Raw genomic sequence first — 22,544 nt, 5'->3', positions numbered from 1 at the left:
ATCTGGGTGCCTTTTTAATTAAAGTGTCGTTCAATTTAGAGGAAAAACAACGTGGCAAACATTCAATCGTTATTGGATATTATGAAGCAATTGCGCGATCCGCAAACTGGCTGCCCGTGGGATCTTGCTCAAAACTTTGCCACCATAGTGCCCTTTACACTAGAAGAAGCCTATGAGGTTGTTGATACCATTGAACGTCAAGCGTGGCAGGAATTACCCGATGAATTAGGCGATTTATTGTTTCAGGTGGTGTTTTATTGCCAGCTTGCTCAGGAGCAAGGCATGTTTGACTTTGCCACGGTCGTAGGGCGAATTAGCGATAAATTAACCCGACGTCATCCACATGTGTTTGCGCGGGCTGATGGCCAAATCAGTGACGCTATCACTAATACCCAAGAGTTAAGCCAAGCTTGGGACAAATTAAAAGCCAATGAGCGTCAGCAAAAGCAGCTTCATTCCGCATTAGACGATATTCCACAAGCATTACCAGCATTATCTCGAGCGCGTAAAATTCAACATCGAGTCGCTAAAGTCGGCTTTGATTGGGCCGAACTTGAACCTGTAGTGGCAAAAATACATGAAGAAATTGATGAAGTGCTTTTCGAGGTAAATAAAAGCCATGACGATCCGGCATACTCGCAAGCTCATATTCAAGATGAAATGGGAGATTTATTATTTGCCGTGGTCAATTTAGCCAGACATTTAAAGGTCGACCCAGAACAAGCCTTACGCCAAGCCAACAACAAATTTGAGCGCCGATTTAGAGGCGTAGAACATTATGTTGCCGACAGCGGAAAAGCCATTGAGCAACATACTTTATCTGAGTTAGATGGCTACTGGGATAAGGTAAAGCAAGACGAAAAGGCAAATTAAGCTAAAATTAGCATGTTTAAGTTTGTCGAATCGAAGTGGCTTTGTTATACTATCGCCCCGTCCTAGTGCTTTCTTACAAGCACGTATTTTCCAACACATTTTCTCAGGTTCAGCATGACTACAAGGTATATCTTCGTTACTGGTGGCGTTGTTTCATCACTAGGTAAAGGCATTGCAGCAGCGTCGCTAGCAGCAATTTTAGAGGCGCGTGGCCTCAATGTAACCATTATGAAACTGGACCCATACATTAACGTCGATCCAGGTACGATGAGCCCAACTCAGCACGGTGAAGTATTTGTGACTGAAGATGGCGCTGAAACCGACCTCGACTTAGGTCACTATGAACGTTTCATTCGCACTAAAATGAACCGCCGCAATAACTTCACTACAGGCCGTATTTATGAAGAAGTACTTCGTAAAGAGCGCCGTGGTGATTATTTAGGTGCAACCATTCAGGTTATTCCGCATATTACTAATGCGATTAAAGAAAAAGTACTTGAAGGTGGCGAAGGTCATGACGTTGCAATCGTAGAAATTGGCGGCACGGTCGGTGATATCGAATCATTGCCTTTCCTTGAGTCCATTCGTCAATTAGGTGCTGAGCTAGGACGCGATCGCACACTATTTATGCATTTAACCTTAGTGCCATTTTTGGGTGCTGCAGGTGAAATCAAAACCAAGCCAACGCAGCATTCAGTAAAAGAGTTGCGTTCGATTGGTATCGCGCCAGACGTATTGGTTTGTCGTGGTGACCGTGCAATACCTGCCAACGAAAAATCTAAAATCTCGTTATTCTGTAACGTAGAAGAACGTGCAGTCATTTCACTTAAAGACGTTGATAGCATCTACAAAATCCCTGCACTATTACGCTCACAAGGGTTAGATGAATTAGTTATCAAGCGCTTCCATTTAGATTGTAACGAAGCCGACTTATCTGAGTGGGAAAATGTTATTTACCAAGAAGCGAATCCAAACGGTGAAGTCACCATTGGTATGGTCGGTAAATACATCGAACTACCAGATGCTTATAAGTCAGTTAACGAAGCATTAAAACATGCTGGCTTAAAAAACCGTGTAACAGTGAATATCAAGTACATTGATTCACAAACCGTTGAAGCTAAAGGTGAAGAAGTGTTGCAAGGCCTGGACGGTATTTTAGTACCGGGCGGCTTTGGTGAGCGTGGCGTTGAAGGCAAAATTTTTGCCGCACAATTTGCCCGCGAAAACAACTTACCTTACTTTGGTATTTGTTTAGGTATGCAAGTTGCCTTGATTGAGTTTGCTCGCAATGTTGCCGGCTTAGAAAATGCCCATTCAACCGAGTTTAACCCAGATTCACCACATCCAGTGGTTGGTTTAATCACTGAGTGGATTAACGAAGAAGGTGATGTTGAGAAACGCCATGAGTCTTCTGATTTAGGTGGCACAATGCGCTTAGGTGCACAATTATGTCACTTAAAAGAAGGTACTAAAGCGTCAACAGCATACAATTCAACTAGCTGTATTGAGCGTCACCGTCATCGTTATGAAGTGAACAACAATTACATTGAACGTCTTGAAAAAGCAGGTTTAGTGTTTAGTGGTTTGTCTTCTGATCGTAAATTAATTGAAATGATCGAATTGCCAAATCACCCTTGGTTTGTTGCGGGTCAATTCCACCCAGAATTCACCTCAACCCCACGTGACGGACATCCATTGTTTGAAGGGTTTATTGCTGCTTCTTCAGCGTATCAAAAACGCGATATCAGCTAAATTTAAAATAGCCGCTAATGTTGATGCATTAGCGGCTTTTTTATCTATGATGTATGCGTAAGATCAAATAAACGTCAATCTGATGCCTTACAGTGGTTAAAACTAAGTTGAAGCTAAATCCAATTCGATTTATCCTAAGTGTAGATAGAATAAAATTACCAAACTGAAAGTTAAATACCAATAAGTCGACAGTTTTAACGTATTTCGCGGTTATATTGGTATTGGCTTTTAACTTTTATATAAATTTTTTAATTTACTGACACAGTACGAGGAAATTATGGCTAACATTCTTAAAGTGATTGGTCGCGAAATTATGGATTCGCGTGGCAACCCAACCGTCGAAGCAGAAGTACATTTAGAAGGCGGTTTTGTGGGTATGGCTGCAGCACCATCTGGCGCATCTACCGGTAGTCGTGAAGCATTAGAACTACGTGACGGCGACAAAGCGCGTTATTTAGGTAAAGGTGTACTAAAAGCGGTTGCAGCTGTAAATGGCCCAATTGCTGAAGCGCTTAAAGGTAAAGATGCATTAGACCAAGCAGCACTTGACCAAATCATGATTGATTTAGATGGCACTGAGAACAAAGCTAAGTTTGGCGCTAACGCAATTCTAGCGGTTTCTCTTGCTGCTGCTAAAGCGGCTGCTGCAGCTAAAAACGTGCCGTTATACGCACACATTGCTGACTTAAACGGTACACCTGGTGTTTACTCTATGCCGCTTCCTATGATGAATATCATTAATGGTGGTGAGCATGCAGATAATAGTGTTGATATTCAAGAGTTTATGATTCAGCCTGTTGGTGCAAAAAACTTCCGTGAAGCTTTACGTATGGGTGCAGAAGTGTTCCATAGTTTAGCTAAAGTATTAAAATCACAAGGTCATTCAACCTCTGTGGGGGACGAAGGTGGTTTTGCACCAAACCTTGAGTCAAATGCTGCCGCGTTAGCTGCTATTAAAGTGGCTGTTTCAAATGCGGGTTACGAATTAGGCAAAGATATTACTCTTGCACTAGACTGTGCAGCTTCTGAGTTTTATAACAAAGAAGAAGGCATTTACGACCTTAAAGGTGAAGGTAAGCAGTTTACTTCAGAAGAGTTTAACTATTTCTTAGAAGATCTTGTTAACCAGTACCCAATCGTATCGATTGAAGATGGCCTAGACGAATCAGATTGGGACGGTTTTGCGCACCAAACCAAATTGTTAGGTGACAAAATTCAGTTAGTGGGTGACGATTTATTTGTAACCAACACTAAAATCCTTAAGCGTGGTATCGACAATGGTATTGCCAACTCTATCCTAATTAAATTCAACCAAATTGGTTCATTAACTGAAACCTTGGCTGCAATAAAAATGGCTAAAGATGCTGGCTTTACGGCAGTGATTTCACACCGTAGCGGCGAAACTGAAGATTCAACCATTGCCGATTTAGCCGTAGGTACCGCTGCTGGCCAAATCAAAACGGGTTCGTTAAGCCGTAGTGACCGTGTTGCTAAATACAACCAATTACTTCGTATTGAAGAAGCGCTAGGTTCAAAAGCGCCATTCAATGGCCTTAAAGAAGTGAAAGGCCAAGGATAAATTTTTGCTTTAGTTTAAAAAGGCCACCACTCGGTGGCCTTTTTTGTTGTACTATATCCAACAGACATTTAGGGGTTAACACAACGTAACTTGATATTATGAAACGACTAATATTATTAATGATAGGTTTATTGGCAATTTTGCAATACCGGCTTTGGCTGGGCGATAACAATTTATCAGAGTATGTCGTGCTGCAAGCCCAGATTGAAGCACAGCAACAAAGCAACGAAAAGCTGGTGGCTCGCAATCAAATTCTTAAAGAAGAAATCATCGACCTTAAAAGTGGCACCGAAGCCATTGAAGAGCGTGCTCGTAACGAACTTGGCATGGTCAAAGAAGGTGAGACTTTTTACCGTGTGGTGGGCAGTGAGCTGCGTGAGCAACAACCGTTTAACCCATAAATGAGATTCGCTTTAACCACGCCATAATAACGATAACAATGGTCTACTATGCAAAACAACTCTGATTCTATTATTGCGATTGTGCCTGCTGCAGGTATTGGTAGCCGTATGGCAGCAGATAAACCTAAGCAATATTTACAGCTCGGCCAGCAAACCATTTTAGCGCACACTCTCGATGTTTTATTGTCACATCCACGTATTTCGCAAGTCGTTATCGCGCTTCATCCACAAGACCAATACTTTCAACATTTAACTCAGTCTCAACATCCTAAATTGATCCAAGTGGTCGGGGGTGGGGAACGGGCTGATTCTGTATTGGCTGCTCTCAATATGGCCAAAAGCATTAACCCAACGGCTTGGGCATTGGTTCACGATGCCGCTAGGCCATGTCTGTGCCATAGTGACATTGATAGGCTACTTGGATCACAGTCACGTTACCCTCAAGGGGCCATTTTAGCCGCACCAGTTCGTGATACCATGAAGCGCAGTGACGCGAGTGGCTTAATCACTAATACAGTTGAAAGGGCCTTATTATGGCATGCATTAACGCCACAATATTTTCCTATTGATACGTTACAGGCTAACCTTGCTAATGCCCTTAAAGCCAACGTTAACATTACCGACGAGGCGAGTGCAATGGAGTGGGCAGGTGTTATGCCCGGCTTGGTCACAGGGCGTGTTGATAATATTAAAGTCACTCACCCTGATGATTTACAGCTTGCCCAACTGTTTATGTCGCAAGCACAATAACCACATTGTAAAGATAACTTTGCCGCAAGGATTAACATGAATATACGTATTGGCCATGGTTTTGATGTACATAAATTTGGTGGCGATAAACCGCTTATTTTAGGTGGTGTTGTTGTCCCTTATGAAACGGGTTTAATTGCACATTCTGATGGTGATGTCGTATTACACGCTGTGAGTGATGCTATCCTTGGTGCGATGGCATTAGGCGATATTGGCAAGCATTTTCCAGATACTGATGCTAATTTTGCGGGTGCAGACAGCCGAGTGCTTTTGAAACATTGTTATCAATTGGCCGTTGAGAAACAGTTTGTCATTGGTAATCTTGATGTCACAGTGATTGCCCAGGCGCCTAAGATGGCCCCACATATTGAGGCAATACGTCAATGTTTAAGTGACGATTTACAAACTGAGCTCGACAACATAAATGTTAAAGCGACCACCACTGAAAAGCTCGGTTTTACCGGGCGTAAAGAAGGTATTGCTGTAGAAGCTGTCGTACTGATGGTAAGTCAGTTGCGTTAATCACATAGAGAATGCTACTTAGATGAATGAACTACATTACCTGTTCGGTAAACCTTTAAGCCAAGCCGATTTACGAACTCACAATAGTGATTTTATTGTCAAAGAAATTTTGCCTTTTACCCCAACGGGCGAGGGTGAACATCATATGTTGCATATCCAAAAAAATGGCTTGAATACCGTCTATGTCGCTGAAGTCATTGCAAAGTTTGCTAAAGTTCACCCCAAAGAAGTGACTTATGCAGGGCAAAAAGATAAAAATGCTGTTACTGAACAGTGGTTTGGTGTGCGTATTCCCGGTAAAGAAACGCCCGAGTGGACGCAATTAAATAACGATAAACTCATGGTGTTATCGAGTAGTCGACACAGTAAAAAATTAAGAATTGGCGCATTGCTAGGGAACCGATTTGTATTGACCCTTCGCAATATTACCGATGTGGCTGACATTGAATCTCGATTACAACAAATAGCCGCCGCCGGAGTGCCAAACTATTTTGGCGAACAACGCTTTGGTCATGATGGTAAAAACTTAGTAATGGGACGCCAGATGTTAAATGGCGGTCGTAATATTAAAGATCGTAATAAGCGCAGTATGTATTTATCTGCCGTGCGCTCAAACATATTTAACCTCGTTGCATCACACCGCTTAGCCACACATCAAACACAAACGTTAGTCGGTGATTGTGTGATGCTCGCTGGCAGTAAAAGTTATTTTACCGTCGATACTTGGGATGACGTACTGAATAAGCGCTTAGCTGAAAAAGACATTCAATTGTCTGCACCACTTTGGGGACGTGGCGTACCACTGGCTAAAGATGCTGCTCTTGAGTTAGAAATGGCGCCATTGGTTGATTATTCACATGATTTATCTGGGCTTGAGAATGCAGGTTTATCGCAAGAAAGACGCCCTTTACTGCTTGAGCCTCAAGGAATGAAATGGCACGTTGATGCAGATGTACTCACCCTTGAGTTTATATTGCCTGCGGGCAGTTATGCGACATCGGTACTGCGCGAACTTGCTTACTATCAAGATGTTCAAGAACAACAAAGAAAAATTATGGTGGCAGAGCAGCAAGCACAGCGGTTAGCGCAATCTGAATCACAATCTCAACAAGAGTCATAAAAAATGATTAATATTTTGGTCAGTAATGATGATGGTGTACATGCTCCTGGCATTATTGCGTTAACGCAAGCATTGAGTGAGTTTGCTCAAGTGTTAACTGTAGCGCCTGACCGAAATTGTTCTGGAGCGAGTAACTCATTAACCTTGACTAATCCATTAAGAATTAATAACTTAGATAATGGTTATATTTCAGTCAATGGTACGCCTACCGATTGTGTTCACTTAGCGATTAGGCAGTTATGTCAACATGAGCCTGATATTGTGGTTTCTGGTATTAATGCGGGAGCCAATATGGGTGATGATACTTTGTATTCCGGCACCGTGGCAGCAGCGATGGAAGGGCGCTTTTTAGGCTTACCTGCTATTGCAATTTCGCTAGTCGGTAAATCGTTAACTCATTATGATAGTGCCGCAATTTATGCTGCAAAAATAGTTAAGGGATTGCTGGCTCACCCCGTGAATAGCGATCAAATTTTAAATGTGAATGTACCTGATTTGCCTGTAGAGCAAATTAAAGGTATTAAAGTGACACGTTTAGGGGCAAGGCATAAAGCCGAAGGTATGGTTAAAACCCAAGACCCTGCTGGCAGAGATATCTACTGGCTTGGTCCGGTGGGCAGTGAGCAAGATGCTGGCGAAGGTACCGATTTTGGTGCTATAGCAGCAGGTTATGTCTCCATAACGCCTTTAACAGTAGACTTAACTGCTTACAATCAATTAAACGGATTAGCTGAGTGGATAACAAAAATATGACCCGGGTAGCATCAACATCTGCAATGAATTTAGCAAAAAAATTGTCTGATGCAGGCATCCGCCACCCCGCAGTATTACAAGCGGTGGCAACCACACCGCGCGAGTTATTTCTCGACGGCGCTTTAGCGCATAAAGCTTATGAAAACACTGCGTTACCTATTGGGCAGGGACAAACGATTTCACAGCCTTATATCGTAGCGCGTATGACCGAACTGTTATTGCAACATAATCCGCAAAAAGTACTCGAAATTGGTACAGGTTCGGGGTATCAAGCTGCTGTACTTGCTTCATTAATTCCTGAACTGTGTACCATAGAACGAATTAAGGCGTTGCAAATTCAAGCCAGGCAACGATTAAAACGCTTAGACTTACACAATGTATCGTTTAAATATGGCGATGGTTGGCGGGGATGGCCTAATCGTGGCCCTTTTGATGGCATTATGGTTACCGCAGCTGCAGCGTCTGTTCCTCAAGCCTTGCTCGAACAGTTAGCTGATCACGGCGTATTAATCATACCGGTAGGCGAGGATACTCAGCAGTTGCTTAAGATCATTCGCAAGGGGCATGAGTTTCATTCTGAAATAGTTGAGGCCGTTAAATTTGTGCCTCTAATCAATGGTGATTTAGCTTAAAATATCTTTTCAATTTTTTAGAACTATTTGTTATCTATTAATCAATGAGTTATAACAATTTAATCCAAGGTTGAATGTGTCATAGCTCGTATTCTACTTGAACAAGTAATATCGTAGTAAAACAAACGACAAACACAGCCGAGTAGGTTAGGCTAAAATGTTATTTGTATCGCGATGACCTAGTGAGTGATGAAGTCTCGCTCACATTCCACCTTATTTTTGTGTATTTTCTAAAGGACATTGTTTGATGAATACCGGTTGGCCAAATTGTTTGGTCTTAGCAATTATGCTGACAGGATGTAGTTTTCAAGCAGATCGTCCTGCGCCGGTTGATAGTTTATCATCTAATAAATACGGTCCTCGGTACCACAAGGGCTCGTTAAAAACTCATCAATATCAGGTAAAAAAGGGCGATACCCTATATTCGATAGCGTGGGGAGCTGGACGTAATTTTGTTGAGCTTGCGCGTGAGAACAATTTGCATGCTCCCTATACCATTTATCCAGGGCAAATGCTTAATTTGGTTGCGGCAAATAAAACGGCGTTGTCGAGCCAAAAATCTTCACAACCTTATGTGCCTTCAGTGCAAACAAATGCGGCAACCGTACCATATCCTTCAGCCCCTAGCCGTTCAGAAAATAAAACAATCGTTTCAAACTCTCCGGCAAATGCAAGTGCAGCACCTGTTTCAGACAGAACAAAAAAAGATCTTGATCACAATATAAAGCCTGCGTATTCTGTAACAACTACCCAACAAAATGTTAACCAAAGTGCAATCAGTGCCAGCCCCAACTTGCCAAAACAAGTTCAGCAATGGCACTGGCCAGTTAGAGGTCGAATTATTGGATATTTTTCGACATCGGAACAAGGCAATCAAGGTATTAAGATTGCTGGTAACCGCGGAGATATTATTAAAGCCGCTGCTGATGGAAGGGTCGTGTACGCGGGTAATGCGTTACGAGGATATGGTAACTTAGTGATTATTAAACATAATGATGATTATTTAAGTGCTTATGCTCATACAGACACGATAACGGTTAAAGAAAAGCAATATGTTAGCGCTGGGCAAACAGTTGCAAAAATGGGCAGTACCGGGACAAACCAAGTGATGCTTCATTTTGAAGTTCGTTATCACGGTAAGTCAGTCAACCCATTACGATATCTACCTAAACAGTAATAGTTTAGCAACATAAATAACGGAGGATAAGCTAGTGCAGTAGATTACATACCACAAATTAGGTTTGGGAGAGCAATTATGAGCCGCAAAAAAAGTACTGCTTTAGCAGAACAACTTGTCGATCTAGCTAAACAACCACAAGAGGTTGCAACCAATAATGGCGATTTGGTGCAGCAACTCGAAATAGAAGAAAAGGTCCAAGACGATCTTCAAAAAAATCTCGACGCCACTCAACTATATTTAGGTGAAATTGGTTTTTCTCCGCTCCTTACAGCTGAAGAAGAAGTCTATTTTTCACGTAAAGCCCTCAAAGGCTGCGAAAAATCACGCAACCGCATGATCGAAAGTAATTTGCGTCTCGTTGTTAAAATTTCTAGAAGATACAACAATCGTGGTTTGGCATTGCTCGATCTTATCGAAGAAGGCAATTTAGGCCTGATCAGAGCGGTAGAGAAATTTGATCCTGAACGCGGCTTCCGTTTTTCAACATATGCGACCTGGTGGATCAGACAAACCATTGAACGTGCGATCATGAATCAAACACGCACTATCCGACTCCCTATCCACGTGGTGAAAGAATTAAATGTTTACCTGCGCACGGCAAGACAGTTGGCGCAAAAACTAGACCACGAACCCACAGCAGAAGAAATCGCTGAAAAACTTGATGTATCAACCGGTGATGTTAGCCGCATGCTCAAATTGAATGAGAAAATCACTTCGGTAGACTCACCTCTTGGTGGCGACAACGAAAAAGCATTGTTAGATGTGATTGCTGATGATGATGCTGTGGGGCCAGATCATCGCGTACAAAACGAAGACTTATCAAACTCAATTGTAGGTTGGTTAAACGAGCTCAACACAAAGCAACGTGAAGTATTGGCAAGACGCTTTGGTTTATTAGGTTATGAGCCATCAACACTTGAAAATGTCGGCGCTGAAATCGGCTTAACCCGTGAGCGTGTTCGTCAAATTCAGGTAGAAGCATTAAAACGCTTAAAAGACTTACTTGGCTCACAAGGTTTGTCAGTGGAAGCGCTTTTTAGAGACTAGTTAGTGTGAATTTATGCGCCTAAGCTAAGCCGCATACAATAGAAACAACATAAGGACACACCATTGTGTCCTTTTTTATTGCTTATATTTACCATTAATTGGCTAATCTTTTTAGCTCATATAATAAATCCAAGGCTTGCTTAGGTGTTAAGTCATCAGGATTTATTTGTGCCAGTTTATCCATTGCTGGAGAGGGTTCAGGCATTGGAGCGAGTAAATTCATACTCACTTGGCTAGGCGCTTGTTCTGTTATGGTTATATCGCGGTTTTCGAGTTGGTGCAGTTTATGTTTGGCAGCTTTAATCACTTGATTGGGTACACCGGCTAACGCGGCAACTTGTAAACCATAACTCTTACTGGCAGCACCCTCCTGAACGGCATGCATAAAGGCGATGGTATCGTCATGTTCAATTGCATCTAAGTGAACATTGACTACAGCAGGCAATATTTCAGGCAATTGGGTTAGCTCAAAATAATGGGTCGCAAATAAGGTAAGGGCACTGACTTGTTTAGCGAGATATTCTGCAGCAGACCATGCAAGTGATAAACCGTCATAGGTTGAGGTTCCGCGGCCAATTTCATCCATTAATACTAAGCTATTGGCGGTGGCATTATGGAGAATATTGGCGGTTTCGGTCATCTCGACCATAAAGGTTGAGCGACCTGACGCCAGATCGTCCGATGCGCCAATACGGGTAAATATCCGATCGATTTCCCCTATTTGCGCGGCATCTGCTGGCACAAAACAACCAATATGAGCCATTAAGGTGATTAAGGCAACTTGGCGCATATAGGTTGATTTACCGCCCATATTGGGACCGGTAACAATTAACATTTTACGTTGTGGGGTCAAGCTGACTGGGTTGGCAATAAATGCAGATTGGCTGACTTGTTCAACAACAGGGTGACGGCCAGCATCGATATGAACTCCGATATCGCTTGTCATCTGTGGGCATTGATAATTGAGCGTTTCTGCACGCTCGGCAAAATTACTTAATACATCTAACTGTGCAGCGGCGGTTGCAAAACTTTGTAGCGCTTGCAATTTAGGCAAGAGTAAATCAAATAATTGTTCCCATAACTGTTTTTCTAACGCGAGTGCTTTACCTTGACTCGAAAGCACTTTTTCTTCGTATTCTTTTAGCTCTGGAGTGATGTAGCGTTCAGTGCCTTTTAATGTTTGGCGTCGTTGGTAACTTAAAGGGACTTTGTCAGCTTGTAAGCGGCTGACTTCAATGTAATAACCATGCACGCGGTTATAGCCCACTTTTAAGGTACTGATCCCAGTTTGTTGTTTTTCACGGGCTTCAAGTTCAACCAAATAATCACTCGCGCCTTCGCTCAACTTACGCCACTCATCTAACTCTGCATGGTAGCCAGTTTTAATCACACCGCCATCTCTAATCAGCATCGGTGGATTATCGACAATCGCGCGTTCGAGCAGGTCATGCTGCTCAGGAAACTCGCCCAATTGGGTCGCTAATGTCATCATTTGTGGCTGTTGACATTGAGACAATGTTTGCTGGATTGTCGGCAATAATGCTAACGCTTGCTTTAAACGTGAAAAATCTCGTGGTCTGGCGCTTCGCAGGGCAAGACGAGCCATAATACGTTCAATATCACCTAAACTTTTGAGTTGTTCATGCAGAGTATGATAAAGGTCGTTTTCAATTAATTCACTGACCGCACCGTGACGTAATTGAATCGCTTGACGATTGCGAAGCGGTTCGTGGATCCAACGTTGCAGCATGCGACTGCCCATTGGGGTTGCAGTATTATCAAGTACCCAAGCAAGAGTGTTGTCGCGTCCACCTGATAAATTTTGGGTTAGCTCTAAATTTCGACGTGTCGCAGCATCTAATATGATTGATTCAGACTGATTGAATCTCACAATTGAATTGATGTGCGGTAAGGCCATTTTTTGGGTGTCTTTGACATATTGCATTAAGCAACCCGCAGCTTGTAATGCCAAGCGCGCATCGCTTATACCAAAACCATGTAAATCTTTAGTGCCAAATTGATTAAGCAGTAAATTAACGCAGGTGTCGTAATCAAACTCCCATTCGGGGCGTCGGCGAATACCTTTCATATTATTGATTAATAACATGTCGGTAAAATCTTCGCTGTAGAGTAGCTCTGCAGGGTGGGTGCGTTGCAGTTCAGCTTCTAATGCTTCGCGTGTTGGCAATTCGGTAATGACAAAACGCCCAGATGAAATATCAAGTGTGGCATAGCCAAAACCGCTTTTGCCCTGATAAAGCGCCGCAAGTAAGTTGTCTTGTTTTTCTTGCAATAGTGCTTCATCGGTTAAAGTGCCTGGGGTCACAATGCGTACCACTTGACGCTCAACTGGACCTTTCGAGGTCGCCGGATCGCCAATTTGCTCGCAAATAGCCACCGACTGACCGATTTGAACTAATTTAGCTAAATATCCTTCAACTGCGTGGTAAGGAATACCGGCCATTGGGATTGGGTCGCCACCACTTTTACCTCGAGCCGTTAATGAAATGCCCAGCAACTCAGAGGCCTTTTTAGCATCATCATAAAATAATTCGTAAAAGTCGCCCATTCGATAAAACAGCAACATGTCAGCATGAGCGGCTTTTAAACTCAAATACTGTCGCATCATCGGGGTATGTTTTTCTAAATCGCTGGTATCAATTACAGTCATTATGGACACTTCACTCTATCAATCTTGGCTATGAAACTTTATGGCGCTAATCTTAACAATTTTTATCTTCAGGGTATAAATCAATTCATAATAAAAATTGCTTGTGAGATAAAATATTGATGTCCAAAGGCAAATTAACTCAAAATAAAAAAAATTACGATCAGCACTTGATACTGTATGACTATACAGTATACTGATGAACATATTGAGATGAGTGACAGCATTTCACCTAAATACAAAACGCATTTTACTAAACGTATTGAATGCCTTAAGAGGGTTTTACAATGAAGGTTGATCCAAACAAAGAGAAAGCACTAGCCGCCGTTTTAGGCCAAATTGAAAAGCAATTTGGTAAAGGCTCAATTATGAAATTGGGCGAAGATCGCACAATGGATGTTGAAACTATCTCTACCGGTTCACTTTCATTAGATGTCGCCTTAGGTGCAGGCGGTTTACCAATGGGCCGTATCGTTGAAATTTACGGACCAGAGTCATCAGGTAAAACGACCTTAACACTTGAGGTGATTGCTGCAGCACAACGTGAAGGTAAGACCTGTGCGTTTATTGATGCCGAACATGCGCTAGACCCTATCTACGCTAAAAAGCTTGGTGTCGATATCGATAACTTGCTGTGTTCTCAACCAGACACGGGTGAGCAAGCGCTTGAAATTTGTGATGCACTAACACGCTCTGGTGCTGTTGACGTGATCATTGTTGACTCGGTTGCGGCATTAACACCTAAAGCTGAAATCGAAGGCGAAATTGGTGATTCACATATGGGTTTAGCGGCACGTATGATGAGCCAGGCAATGCGTAAGCTTGCGGGTAACCTTAAGCAGTCAAATACTTTGCTTATCTTCATTAACCAAATTCGTATGAAGATTGGTGTTATGTTTGGTAATCCAGAAACCACAACAGGTGGTAATGCACTTAAATTCTACGCTTCAGTTCGTCTAGATATTCGTCGTACTGGCGCAGTGAAAGACGGTGATGAAGTGGTGGGTAACGAAACTCGCGTTAAAGTGGTTAAAAACAAAATTGCAGCACCATTTAAACAAGCTGAATTTCAAATTCTTTATGGCCAAGGTATCAATCGTACCGGTGAATTAGTTGATTTAGGTGTACAGCACAAAATAGTGGACAAAGCCGGTGCGTGGTACAGCTATAAAGGTGACAAAATAGGTCAAGGTCGTGCTAATGCAGGTAAATACTTAATCGAAAACCCAGCAGTCGCTAAAGAAATTGATACCACGCTACGCTCATTATTGTTAGCAAGTGGCGGCAGTTTATCAAATGCTGATGACGGTGATGAAAATATCGATTTAGAAACGGGTGAAGTATTTTAATCTAGGTTTGCCTAGTTTATGAGCCTGTGTGCTTAATCAGTCGCGGTTGCGTTTATTGTGCGCCGCGACTTTTGTTGTTTTAGGCTTAAGCAAAAGTGACATTATTTTGATAAGCAAGAATATAGGACAAGCTCTGGATTGCAGCGAAACACATGATGACGTAAACGATTACCATTATGCCGTTAGTTTGATTAATAACCACATCAATAAAGGTCATTAAAGTGTGAAACTCAAGCAAGCTTTGGCTCAAAAAGGTTTAGCCAAAGAGAGCATTGAAGCGGCCATTGACCGCTGCGATTGTGATTGGCTTGAGATGTGTAAAACAAAAGCCTTAGAAAATATGGCATATCAACTGCAGATAATAAAAAAGAATAATCGCGTTGTATTCTTTATCTTATTGGTCAATGCTTTATTTGAACATATTGCTTATGCCTTTGATTTTGACCCCTACGAGTCAGATTTATAACGATAACGCCTTAAGATGACCCAAGTCATCTTTAATAAACCTCCTTAATACCATGGTCGTTGCAAATATCCGCGCTATTGCGCCATTTTTACGATAAAATTATTGAGTAATTATCGTTTTTTACTCAGATGATAATCGGTTTACTCGTCTCGCTTATTTCCTTAAATTCAGTATATAATGCCTTCATTTATTGGCTTGCGTGTCAAGCTGGTTACTTTTGTATTCTTCTATTTCAGGGCCATTTCATGTTTCAGACTACAGCAGAGTTAAGAAGTGCTTTTTTAAAGTACTTTGAAGATAACGGACATCAGGTTGTTGATAGCAGCTCACTCGTTCCCACAAACGACCCAACACTGTTATTTACCAATGCGGGTATGAACCAATTTAAAGATGTGTTCCTAGGCATGGATAAGCGTAATTATACGCGCGCAACCACTTCTCAGCGTTGTGTTCGTGCAGGTGGTAAGCACAATGACTTAGACAATGTAGGTTATACCGCACGTCACCATACTTTTTTTGAAATGCTAGGTAACTTCAGTTTTGGTGATTACTTCAAAGAAGACGCCATTCGTTTTGCATGGACCTTTTTAACTGAAACCCTAAAACTGCCAAAAGAGCGTCTATGCGTCACTATCTATGAAACCGATGATGAAGCTTATGATATCTGGACTCAAAAAATTGGTATTGCACCTGAGAACATGATCCGTATTGGTGATAATAAAGGTTCCGCTTACGCATCAGATAACTTCTGGCAGATGGGTGATACTGGTCCTTGTGGACCATGTAGTGAAATTTTCTATGATCATGGCGATCACATTTGGGGAGGCCGTCCCGGCACACCTGAAGAAGATGGCGATCGTTTTATTGAGATTTGGAACATTGTATTTATGCAATACAACCGTCAAGCAGACGGCGAAATGTTACCTCTACCTAAGCCTTCGGTGGATACCGGCATGGGGATTGAGCGTATTGCGGCCATTATGCAAGGTGTTCATTCAAACTATGAGATCGATATCTTTAAGCAATTAATTGCTAAAGCAGCTGAAATTATAGGTGTATCTGATTTAGAAAATAAATCGCTCCGCGTTATTGCTGACCATATTCGTTCATGTGCGTTTTTAGTTGCAGATGGCGTTATGCCATCAAACGAAGGCCGTGGATATGTGCTACGACGTATTATTCGCCGCGCTGTCCGCCATGGTAACAAGTTGGGCGCTAACGAAGCATTTTTCTATAAATTAGTCCCAACATTAATCAGCGTGATGGGCGATGCTGCAAACGGCTTAAAAGCCATGCAAGCTATCGTTGAAAAAGCACTAAAAGCAGAAGAAGAGCAATTCGCCCGCACTCTTGAGCGTGGTTTGGTTATTCTAGATGGCGCGTTGAACGACCTTAAAGGCGATACCTTAGATGGTGAAACCGTCTTTAAATTGTATGACACTTATGGTTTCCCTGTTGATTTGACCGCTGACGTTTGTCGCGAACGTGACATTAATGTTGATGAAGCCGGTTTTGAAGCCGCGATGGCCGAACAAAGAAGTCGTGCACAAGCGGCGGGTAACTTTGGTGCAGACTACAACAGCAATTTAATCATTGATGCTGAAACTGAATTTTGTGGTTATAGCGAGTTAACTGGTGAGTCGACTGTCACAGGGCTATATGTTGATGGTAAGGCAGTAGAAAGTGTTATAGCCGGTCAACAAGCTATTGTTGTGTTAGCCAACACCCCATTTTACGCTGAGTCAGGCGGACAGGTTGGTGACAAGGGTGTTTTAAGTGCTCAAGGCATTGAGTTTACCGTTAACGACACTCAAAAATTTGGTCAAGCGACAGGTCATCAAGGCGAATTAGTTCAAGGTCAATTAATCGTCGGCCAAACGTTGTCAGCACAAGTGGATAAAAAATTACGCCACCGTACGCAATTAAACCATTCTGTGACTCATTTATTGCATGCCGCATTGCGTCAAGTATTAGGCTCTCACGTTACGCAAAAGGGTTCACTTGTAAATCCTGAGCGTTTACGTTTTGACTTTTCACACTTTGAAGCCGTAAAGCCATCAGAGTTAAAAACGATTGAAGATCTTGTTAATACTCAAATCCGTCGTAATCATCAATTAAAAACAGCTGAAATGGCCATTGATGAAGCCAAAGAGAAAGGTGCTATGGCGCTGTTTGGTGAAAAGTACGATGAGCAGGTACGCGTAGTCACAATGGGCGACTTCTCTATCGAGTTATGTGGTGGTACCCACGTTGGCCGTACAGGTGATATTGGGTTATTTAAAATCACATCAGAAGGCGGTATTGCTGCGGGTGTTCGCCGTATTGAAGCCGTTACTGGTGCTGCGGCAATGAGTTATGTTGCCGAGCAACAAGCGATGCTGGATGAAGCTGCACAATTACTAAAATCTGACAACGCGTCAGTCGTGGCTAAATTAAAAGCCCAGCTTGATAAAGTGAAACAGCTTGAGAAAGATTTATCGCAACTTAAAGATAAGTTAGCTGCTGCGGCAAGTGCAGATATGGCCGGTGATGCTATTGATGTTAATGGCGTGAAAGTGTTGGTAAAAATGATGGAAGGTGTAGATCCGGGTTCACTGCGCGGTTTACAAGATGAGTTAAAGCAAAAGCTTAAATCAGCCATTATTGTGCTTGGCACCGCCAAAGACGGCAAAGTTAACCTGATTGCAGGTGTCAGCAATGACTTAACTAAACAAGTTAAAGCGGGTGAATTGGTTGCAATGGTGGCTCAACAAGTGGGAGGTAAAGGTGGTGGACGCCCTGATATGGCGCAAGCAGGTGGTACGCAACCTGAAAACCTAGCTGCTGCATTAGCATCTGTTGAACCATGGATTTCTGAGCGTTTGAGCTGATTTATTCATGATTTCATGATTTAGTCGACACTTAAGTTATAAAGTCTATGATATTCAACTTTATAACTTGAGTGCGAACAGTAGATTTGGCATAGTGAAGTGACTCGCTAGCGGTAGAAGAGTTTGTTGAGCTTTGCACTAGTGTTAATTTAGCGTCTTTAGACTCCAGTGTTATATCGGATGTTTTGCGTTTGATTTTACTGTTTAGATTGATTTAACGACGTGATGATAAATGCGGCCTATTTTAAGTCGTCATGTATGAATAAATGGTTTATCGCCAAGGTTTTTAAGTTTTCCGAATAGATAATGCCTTATAAACGGACGTATTTTGAAATAGATACTATGATTTTATTAAGTGCAGACCTTATAATGAACGCATATTACGGACAGAGCGTGTTATGCAGATTGAACTAAAGGAGCAACCGAATGCTAATTTTGACTCGTCGTGTAGGCGAAACATTAATGATTGGTGATGAAGTCACCGTTACGGTTTTAGGTGTTAAAGGGAACCAGGTACGTATTGGTGTTAACGCACCAAAAGAAGTATCAGTTCACCGTGAAGAGATCTACCAACGTATTCAATCTGAGAAGTCAGGTTCATCTTCTGAAGGTGGAAACTACTAATTTCGGATTATTGGTCCGATATAAACTAAGTCAGCGTTTGCTGGCTTTTTTGTTTTTTGGGCAAATAAGCTTTTTTAAAAAGTCTTTCAAAATCATTTTTTAAAATAATATTCGTAAAAAAGAATACAGTTTTCATGAGTATTTGAGGCTATTATCTCCAATGTGATTAAAAACAGTCCAAATGAAGTTAGGTTTCCTAAAAAGGGTTTGACTTATTTTCGTCAAACAGTAATATGTGCGCCAAGAAAACGGAGAGGTGGCCGAGTGGCCGAAGGCGCTCCCCTGCTAAGGGAGTATGGGCTTTAACTCCCATCGAGGGTTCGAATCCCTCCTTCTCCGCCATTTCTTACAATAGTTAAATCGATGCGGATGTAGCTCAGCTGGATAGAGTACCTGGCTACGAACCAGGCGGTCGGAGGTTCGAATCCTCCCATCCGCACCATTAACTATTAATGTGATAAATATGATTGCGCGTGTAGCTCAGCTGGATAGAGTACCTGGCTACGAACCAGGCGGTCGGAGGTTCGAATCCTCCCACGCGCACCATCATATTGCAACAAAACCCAAATTTCGCGCGTGTAGCTCAGCTGGATAGAGTACCTGGCTACGAACCAGGCGGTCGGAGGTTCGAATCCTCCCACGCGCACCATTTTTGCGGAGAGGTGGCCGAGTGGCCGAAGGCGCTCCCCTGCTAAGGGAGTATGGGCTTTAACTCCCATCGAGGGTTCGAATCCCTCCTTCTCCGCCATTCATTATTTTATTTACTAGCTATAATGGTTAAGATAAAATTTTGAATGGCATGTTTTACCGATTTTGCGCGTGTAGCTCAGCTGGATAGAGTACCTGGCTACGAACCAGGCGGTCGGAGGTTCGAATCCTCCCACGCGCACCATAACAAAAACGCCCTGTATGATTACAGGGCGTTTTTTTATGAATAAAATATATGATGTCTCGTATTCCATTAGCCCCAGTACAATGAAAATGACTGCAGGTGTAGTTATCTACATCAAATTCATTTGAAGCCGTAATGGGGTTTGTGACGCAACCCCGAAGGGCGAATTTATCAGCGTGGTCTTCTTTGTTAGCCTTTCTTAACATAGTGCACTATGCCCTCAAAAGGCTGCCTCGAATACCTCACTGATAACTTTCGCTAAAAGAGCAAATTCTAATGCGGATTGGTATCACTGCAATTCCGTATTCGCTATCACCTCCTGTTACCCACTAACCCAGAATATCTACAATACCCACTTTACCCACTTTAAATACTTAGACATGCTTAACGACTATCTGCTATGCCTTTCAACCTGTTTACTGAACGAATCAAGTCATTTCTCTCTCTAGAAGATGAAAGGATGAGGTTGATGAATGATATCTAGATCTAAAAAGGGGCAATACTTAGTTGATGTGTATTTATATTCATATAAAGTGATTAAATAAACGCTTTTTAACGAAGGTAAAAATTTATTTGCACTATTTTATCATGTTGCTTAATCGTTAATTTTAACGATTTTATTGTGTATCACTAAAAAAAGGCATAAATATTATTGAATCTTTATTTTTATGGTGTTTATTTTGGGTTTTATTAACCTGCACCGATGTTGGGCGTTTATTATGGTAAGACCAATTTACAAAGGGATAGTATTGTAGCCATTTTTTGTTTATATTTTGTGACAAGATTTTGAGTTTAACGTGTTTAAATAAGCCGTTTAACTTAGATAAACCACGGTGTTGAATGACGTTTGATTTGAATATTTATGCTTGCTTAATTAGCTTGCTGTTAATGTTTGGGACAATGTGTGATTTTTTTGAGATTTAACTGCGGGATAAATATCTATATCGCATTGATTTAAAACATATTGGTCAAATCTGCTGATTTTAATTGTTTGATAAAAAGTGAGGAAACATGACATCGATATCTGAGCAATTATCGGATGCGCTGGGCATCATGATAATGGGCATGGGCTTAGTGTTTACTTTTTTAAGTATCTTAATCATAGGTATTGGCATTGTAGCAAAGCTTTTTCCTGCACCGGTGGCGTATATTCCCGCACCGCAAGCACCTTCTAATACTGCGTTAGACACTAGCTTAGATCCTAAGTTAGTTGCAGCAATCACCTCTGCGATACATCAATACCGCGCAAAATAATTTTGGAGTCATTATGAGCAAGCCATTAGCATTAACCGATGTCGCACTGCGTGACGCCCATCAATCATTACTCGCAACACGTTTACGTATTGATGATATGTTGCCGATAGCCCCTTTACTAGACAAAGTGGGGTTCTGGTCTCTTGAGTCTTGGGGCGGAGCAACCTTTGACTCTTGCATTCGTTATCTTGGCGAAGATCCTTGGGATCGTATTCGTGAATTAAAGAAAGCCATGCCTAATACCCCACAACAAATGTTATTACGTGGGCAAAATCTATTAGGTTACCGCCATTACGCTGATGATGTGGTAACTCGTTTTGTTGAACGCGCTCATACCAACGGTGTGGATGTGTTCCGTATTTTTGATGCAATGAACGATGTGCGTAACCTTGAAACAGCTGTAAAAGCGGTTAAGAACGTTGGTGGACACGCACAAGGCACCATTTCATTTACCACAAGCCCTGTGCACACTATCGATACTTGGGTGGATATGGCTAAGCGTTTAGAAGACATGGGCGCAGATTCTTTATGTATTAAAGACATGGCCGGCTTGCTGAAACCTATGCAAGCTTATGAACTGATTGGTCGCTTAAAATCACAAACCGACTTAATGATCTCAATGCATTGTCATGCCACCACAGGGTTAAGCACGGCAACCTATCAAAAAGCCATTGAAGCTGGAGTGGATGTTCTAGACACCGCGATATCATCAATGAGTCAAACTTATGGTCACAGTGCAACTGAAACGCTTGTTGCTATGGTTGAAGATACCGATAGAGCAACCGGTTATGACATGGTGTTGCTTGAAGAAATTGCGGCTTATTTCCGTGATGTGCGTAAAAAGTACGTCCGTTTTGAAGGTGCATTAAAAGGAATTGATTCACGTATTTTACGTGCTCAAGTGCCTGGCGGCATGTTAACCAACATGGAAAACCAATTAAAAGAGCAGGGCGCAGCAGACAAGATGGATGCCGTACTTGAAGAGATCCCACGGGTGCGTGAAGATTTGGGTTTCTTACCTCTAGTGACCCCTACATCTCAGATTGTTGGCTCACAGTCAGTGATCAACGTGCTAATGGGCGAGCGCTACAAATCGATGACCAAAGAAACCGAGGGGGTATTAAAAGGTGAATATGGCGCCACGCCAGCACCTGTCAATGCTGAGCTACAAGCCCGAGTGTTAAAAGGTGAAGCGCCTATTACTTGTCGTCCTGCTGACCTAATTGCGCCTGAGCTTGATAAATTACGCACAGAATTAGCAGAAAAAGCCAAAGAGCAAGGTTTTGTGTTAGCAACTGAATCTGATGATGATGTTATGACTTACGCACTATTTAATCAAATTGGTTTGCAGTTCTTGAAAAATCGCGGTAATCCAGATGCGTTTGAACCTGTTCCAAGTGCTGAGGATCTTCAAGTAAACGCTAACACTGATAAAGGGCCACAAACTTATACGGTCAATGTTGAAGGACAAAGCTTTGTTGTTGAAGTGAGCGAAGGCGGTGATATCAGTCAAATCACCCCAACAGCAGCACCTGTATCGGCAAGCCCAGCCCCGGTTGCAGCGGCTCCCTCTGCACCTACGGGTGAAGTTAAGTGCACTATGGCGGCGCCTTTGTCAGGCAACATCTTTAAGGTACTGGTTAACAATGGTCAAGCGGTTAAATCAGGTGAAGTCATGATCATTCTTGAAGCAATGAAAATGGAAACCGAAATTCGTGCTCAGCAAGACGGCGTTGTGACAAACCTCGCCGTTAAGCAAGGTGACAGTGTAACAGTGGGCTCAGCATTACTTGCATTAGCATAAGAGGTCAA

At 42.3% G+C, this 22,544-nt stretch carries 18 protein-coding genes and 6 tRNA genes; 23 read left to right on the top strand and 1 reads right to left on the bottom strand.

What is annotated here, in order from left to right:
* The first annotated feature begins 51 nt into the window (after positions 1-51).
* The 11 genes from mazG (at position 52) to rpoS (ending at position 10,609) form a co-directional block, all read left to right on the top strand.
* Positions 52-873 (top strand): nucleoside triphosphate pyrophosphohydrolase, encoded by an 822-nt coding sequence (gene mazG / locus PQR79_RS06415; protein ID WP_274408423.1) that lies wholly within the window; start codon positions 52-54, stop codon positions 871-873.
* A gap of 114 nt (positions 874-987) precedes the next feature.
* Positions 988-2,625, top strand: a complete 1,638-nt coding sequence (pyrG, locus tag PQR79_RS06410; protein ID WP_238106996.1) for a CTP synthase — start codon at positions 988-990, stop codon at positions 2,623-2,625.
* A gap of 277 nt (positions 2,626-2,902) precedes the next feature.
* The gene (gene eno / locus PQR79_RS06405) at positions 2,903-4,204 is read left to right on the top strand and encodes a phosphopyruvate hydratase (RefSeq protein WP_238106998.1); all 1,302 of its coding nucleotides are present in this window, start codon (positions 2,903-2,905) and stop codon (positions 4,202-4,204) included.
* A 98-nt stretch (positions 4,205-4,302) separates the two neighbouring features.
* Positions 4,303-4,605 carry a cell division protein FtsB gene (gene ftsB / locus PQR79_RS06400; protein ID WP_238107000.1) on the top strand — a complete coding sequence of 101 codons (303 nt, stop codon included), beginning with the start codon at positions 4,303-4,305 and terminating at the stop codon, positions 4,603-4,605.
* A 48-nt stretch (positions 4,606-4,653) separates the two neighbouring features.
* On the top strand, positions 4,654-5,355 hold the full coding sequence (gene ispD, locus PQR79_RS06395; protein ID WP_238107002.1) for a 2-C-methyl-D-erythritol 4-phosphate cytidylyltransferase: 702 nt from the start codon (positions 4,654-4,656) through the stop codon (positions 5,353-5,355).
* A gap of 36 nt (positions 5,356-5,391) precedes the next feature.
* Entirely contained in the window at positions 5,392-5,877 is a 486-nt protein-coding gene (ispF, locus tag PQR79_RS06390; protein WP_238107004.1) for a 2-C-methyl-D-erythritol 2,4-cyclodiphosphate synthase, read from the top strand.
* Between the two features lie 22 nt (positions 5,878-5,899).
* A complete protein-coding gene (gene truD / locus PQR79_RS06385; protein WP_238107006.1) occupies positions 5,900-6,997 on the top strand; it encodes a tRNA pseudouridine(13) synthase TruD in 1,098 nt (365 codons plus the stop codon).
* Positions 6,998-7,000: 3 nt separating this feature from the next.
* Complete coding sequence (surE, locus tag PQR79_RS06380) at positions 7,001-7,750, top strand: 5'/3'-nucleotidase SurE (protein ID WP_238107008.1); 750 nt, start codon at positions 7,001-7,003, stop codon at positions 7,748-7,750.
* Entirely contained in the window at positions 7,747-8,382 is a 636-nt protein-coding gene (locus tag PQR79_RS06375; RefSeq protein WP_238107213.1) for a protein-L-isoaspartate(D-aspartate) O-methyltransferase, read from the top strand. Before surE ends, PQR79_RS06375 begins: the two co-directional genes overlap by 4 nt.
* Positions 8,383-8,626: 244 nt before the next feature.
* Positions 8,627-9,559: a peptidoglycan DD-metalloendopeptidase family protein gene (locus tag PQR79_RS06370; RefSeq protein ID WP_372941847.1), complete on the top strand. Its 933-nt coding sequence runs from the start codon at positions 8,627-8,629 to the stop codon at positions 9,557-9,559.
* A 78-nt stretch (positions 9,560-9,637) separates the two neighbouring features.
* Positions 9,638-10,609, top strand: coding sequence for an RNA polymerase sigma factor RpoS (rpoS, locus tag PQR79_RS06365; RefSeq protein WP_238107012.1), 972 nt, complete (start codon positions 9,638-9,640; stop codon positions 10,607-10,609).
* 94 nt (positions 10,610-10,703) lie between these two features.
* Here rpoS and mutS read toward each other — a convergent pair whose 3' ends face one another.
* Entirely contained in the window at positions 10,704-13,280 is a 2,577-nt protein-coding gene (mutS, locus tag PQR79_RS06360) for a DNA mismatch repair protein MutS (RefSeq protein WP_238107013.1), read from the bottom strand.
* Between the two features lie 284 nt (positions 13,281-13,564).
* Between mutS and recA the strand changes: the two genes are divergently transcribed.
* From recA to oadA, 12 genes are all read left to right on the top strand, one after another.
* On the top strand, positions 13,565-14,626 hold the full coding sequence (gene recA / locus PQR79_RS06355) for a recombinase RecA (RefSeq protein ID WP_238107014.1): 1,062 nt from the start codon (positions 13,565-13,567) through the stop codon (positions 14,624-14,626).
* Positions 14,627-14,849: 223 nt separating this feature from the next.
* Complete coding sequence (locus PQR79_RS06350; RefSeq protein ID WP_238107015.1) at positions 14,850-15,092, top strand: regulatory protein RecX; 243 nt, start codon at positions 14,850-14,852, stop codon at positions 15,090-15,092.
* Between the two features lie 245 nt (positions 15,093-15,337).
* Positions 15,338-17,962 carry an alanine--tRNA ligase gene (alaS, locus tag PQR79_RS06345; RefSeq protein WP_238107016.1) on the top strand — a complete coding sequence of 875 codons (2,625 nt, stop codon included), beginning with the start codon at positions 15,338-15,340 and terminating at the stop codon, positions 17,960-17,962.
* A gap of 426 nt (positions 17,963-18,388) precedes the next feature.
* Positions 18,389-18,586, top strand: a complete 198-nt coding sequence (gene csrA / locus PQR79_RS06340; protein ID WP_238107017.1) for a carbon storage regulator CsrA — start codon at positions 18,389-18,391, stop codon at positions 18,584-18,586.
* 250 nt (positions 18,587-18,836) lie between these two features.
* Positions 18,837-18,928: transfer RNA gene (locus PQR79_RS06335), tRNA-Ser, on the top strand.
* A gap of 23 nt (positions 18,929-18,951) precedes the next feature.
* Positions 18,952-19,028: transfer RNA gene (locus PQR79_RS06330), tRNA-Arg, on the top strand.
* Positions 19,029-19,055: 27 nt separating this feature from the next.
* A tRNA-Arg gene (locus PQR79_RS06325) sits at positions 19,056-19,132 on the top strand.
* Between the two features lie 26 nt (positions 19,133-19,158).
* A tRNA-Arg gene (locus PQR79_RS06320) sits at positions 19,159-19,235 on the top strand.
* Between the two features lie 7 nt (positions 19,236-19,242).
* Positions 19,243-19,334, top strand: a tRNA-Ser gene (locus PQR79_RS06315).
* 67 nt (positions 19,335-19,401) lie between these two features.
* A tRNA-Arg gene (locus tag PQR79_RS06310) sits at positions 19,402-19,478 on the top strand.
* Positions 19,479-20,489: 1,011 nt separating this feature from the next.
* Positions 20,490-20,732: an OadG family transporter subunit gene (locus PQR79_RS06305; RefSeq protein WP_238107018.1), complete on the top strand. Its 243-nt coding sequence runs from the start codon at positions 20,490-20,492 to the stop codon at positions 20,730-20,732.
* Positions 20,733-20,745: 13 nt separating this feature from the next.
* Positions 20,746-22,536, top strand: coding sequence for a sodium-extruding oxaloacetate decarboxylase subunit alpha (gene oadA, locus PQR79_RS06300; protein ID WP_238107019.1), 1,791 nt, complete (start codon positions 20,746-20,748; stop codon positions 22,534-22,536).
* Positions 22,537-22,544 lie beyond the last annotated feature (8 nt).

It is taken from the genome of Shewanella metallivivens (assembly GCF_028750675.1).
GTDB lineage: Bacteria > Pseudomonadota > Gammaproteobacteria > Enterobacterales > Shewanellaceae > Shewanella > Shewanella metallivivens.
This window is presented reverse-complemented; position numbering and strand designations above follow the sequence as displayed.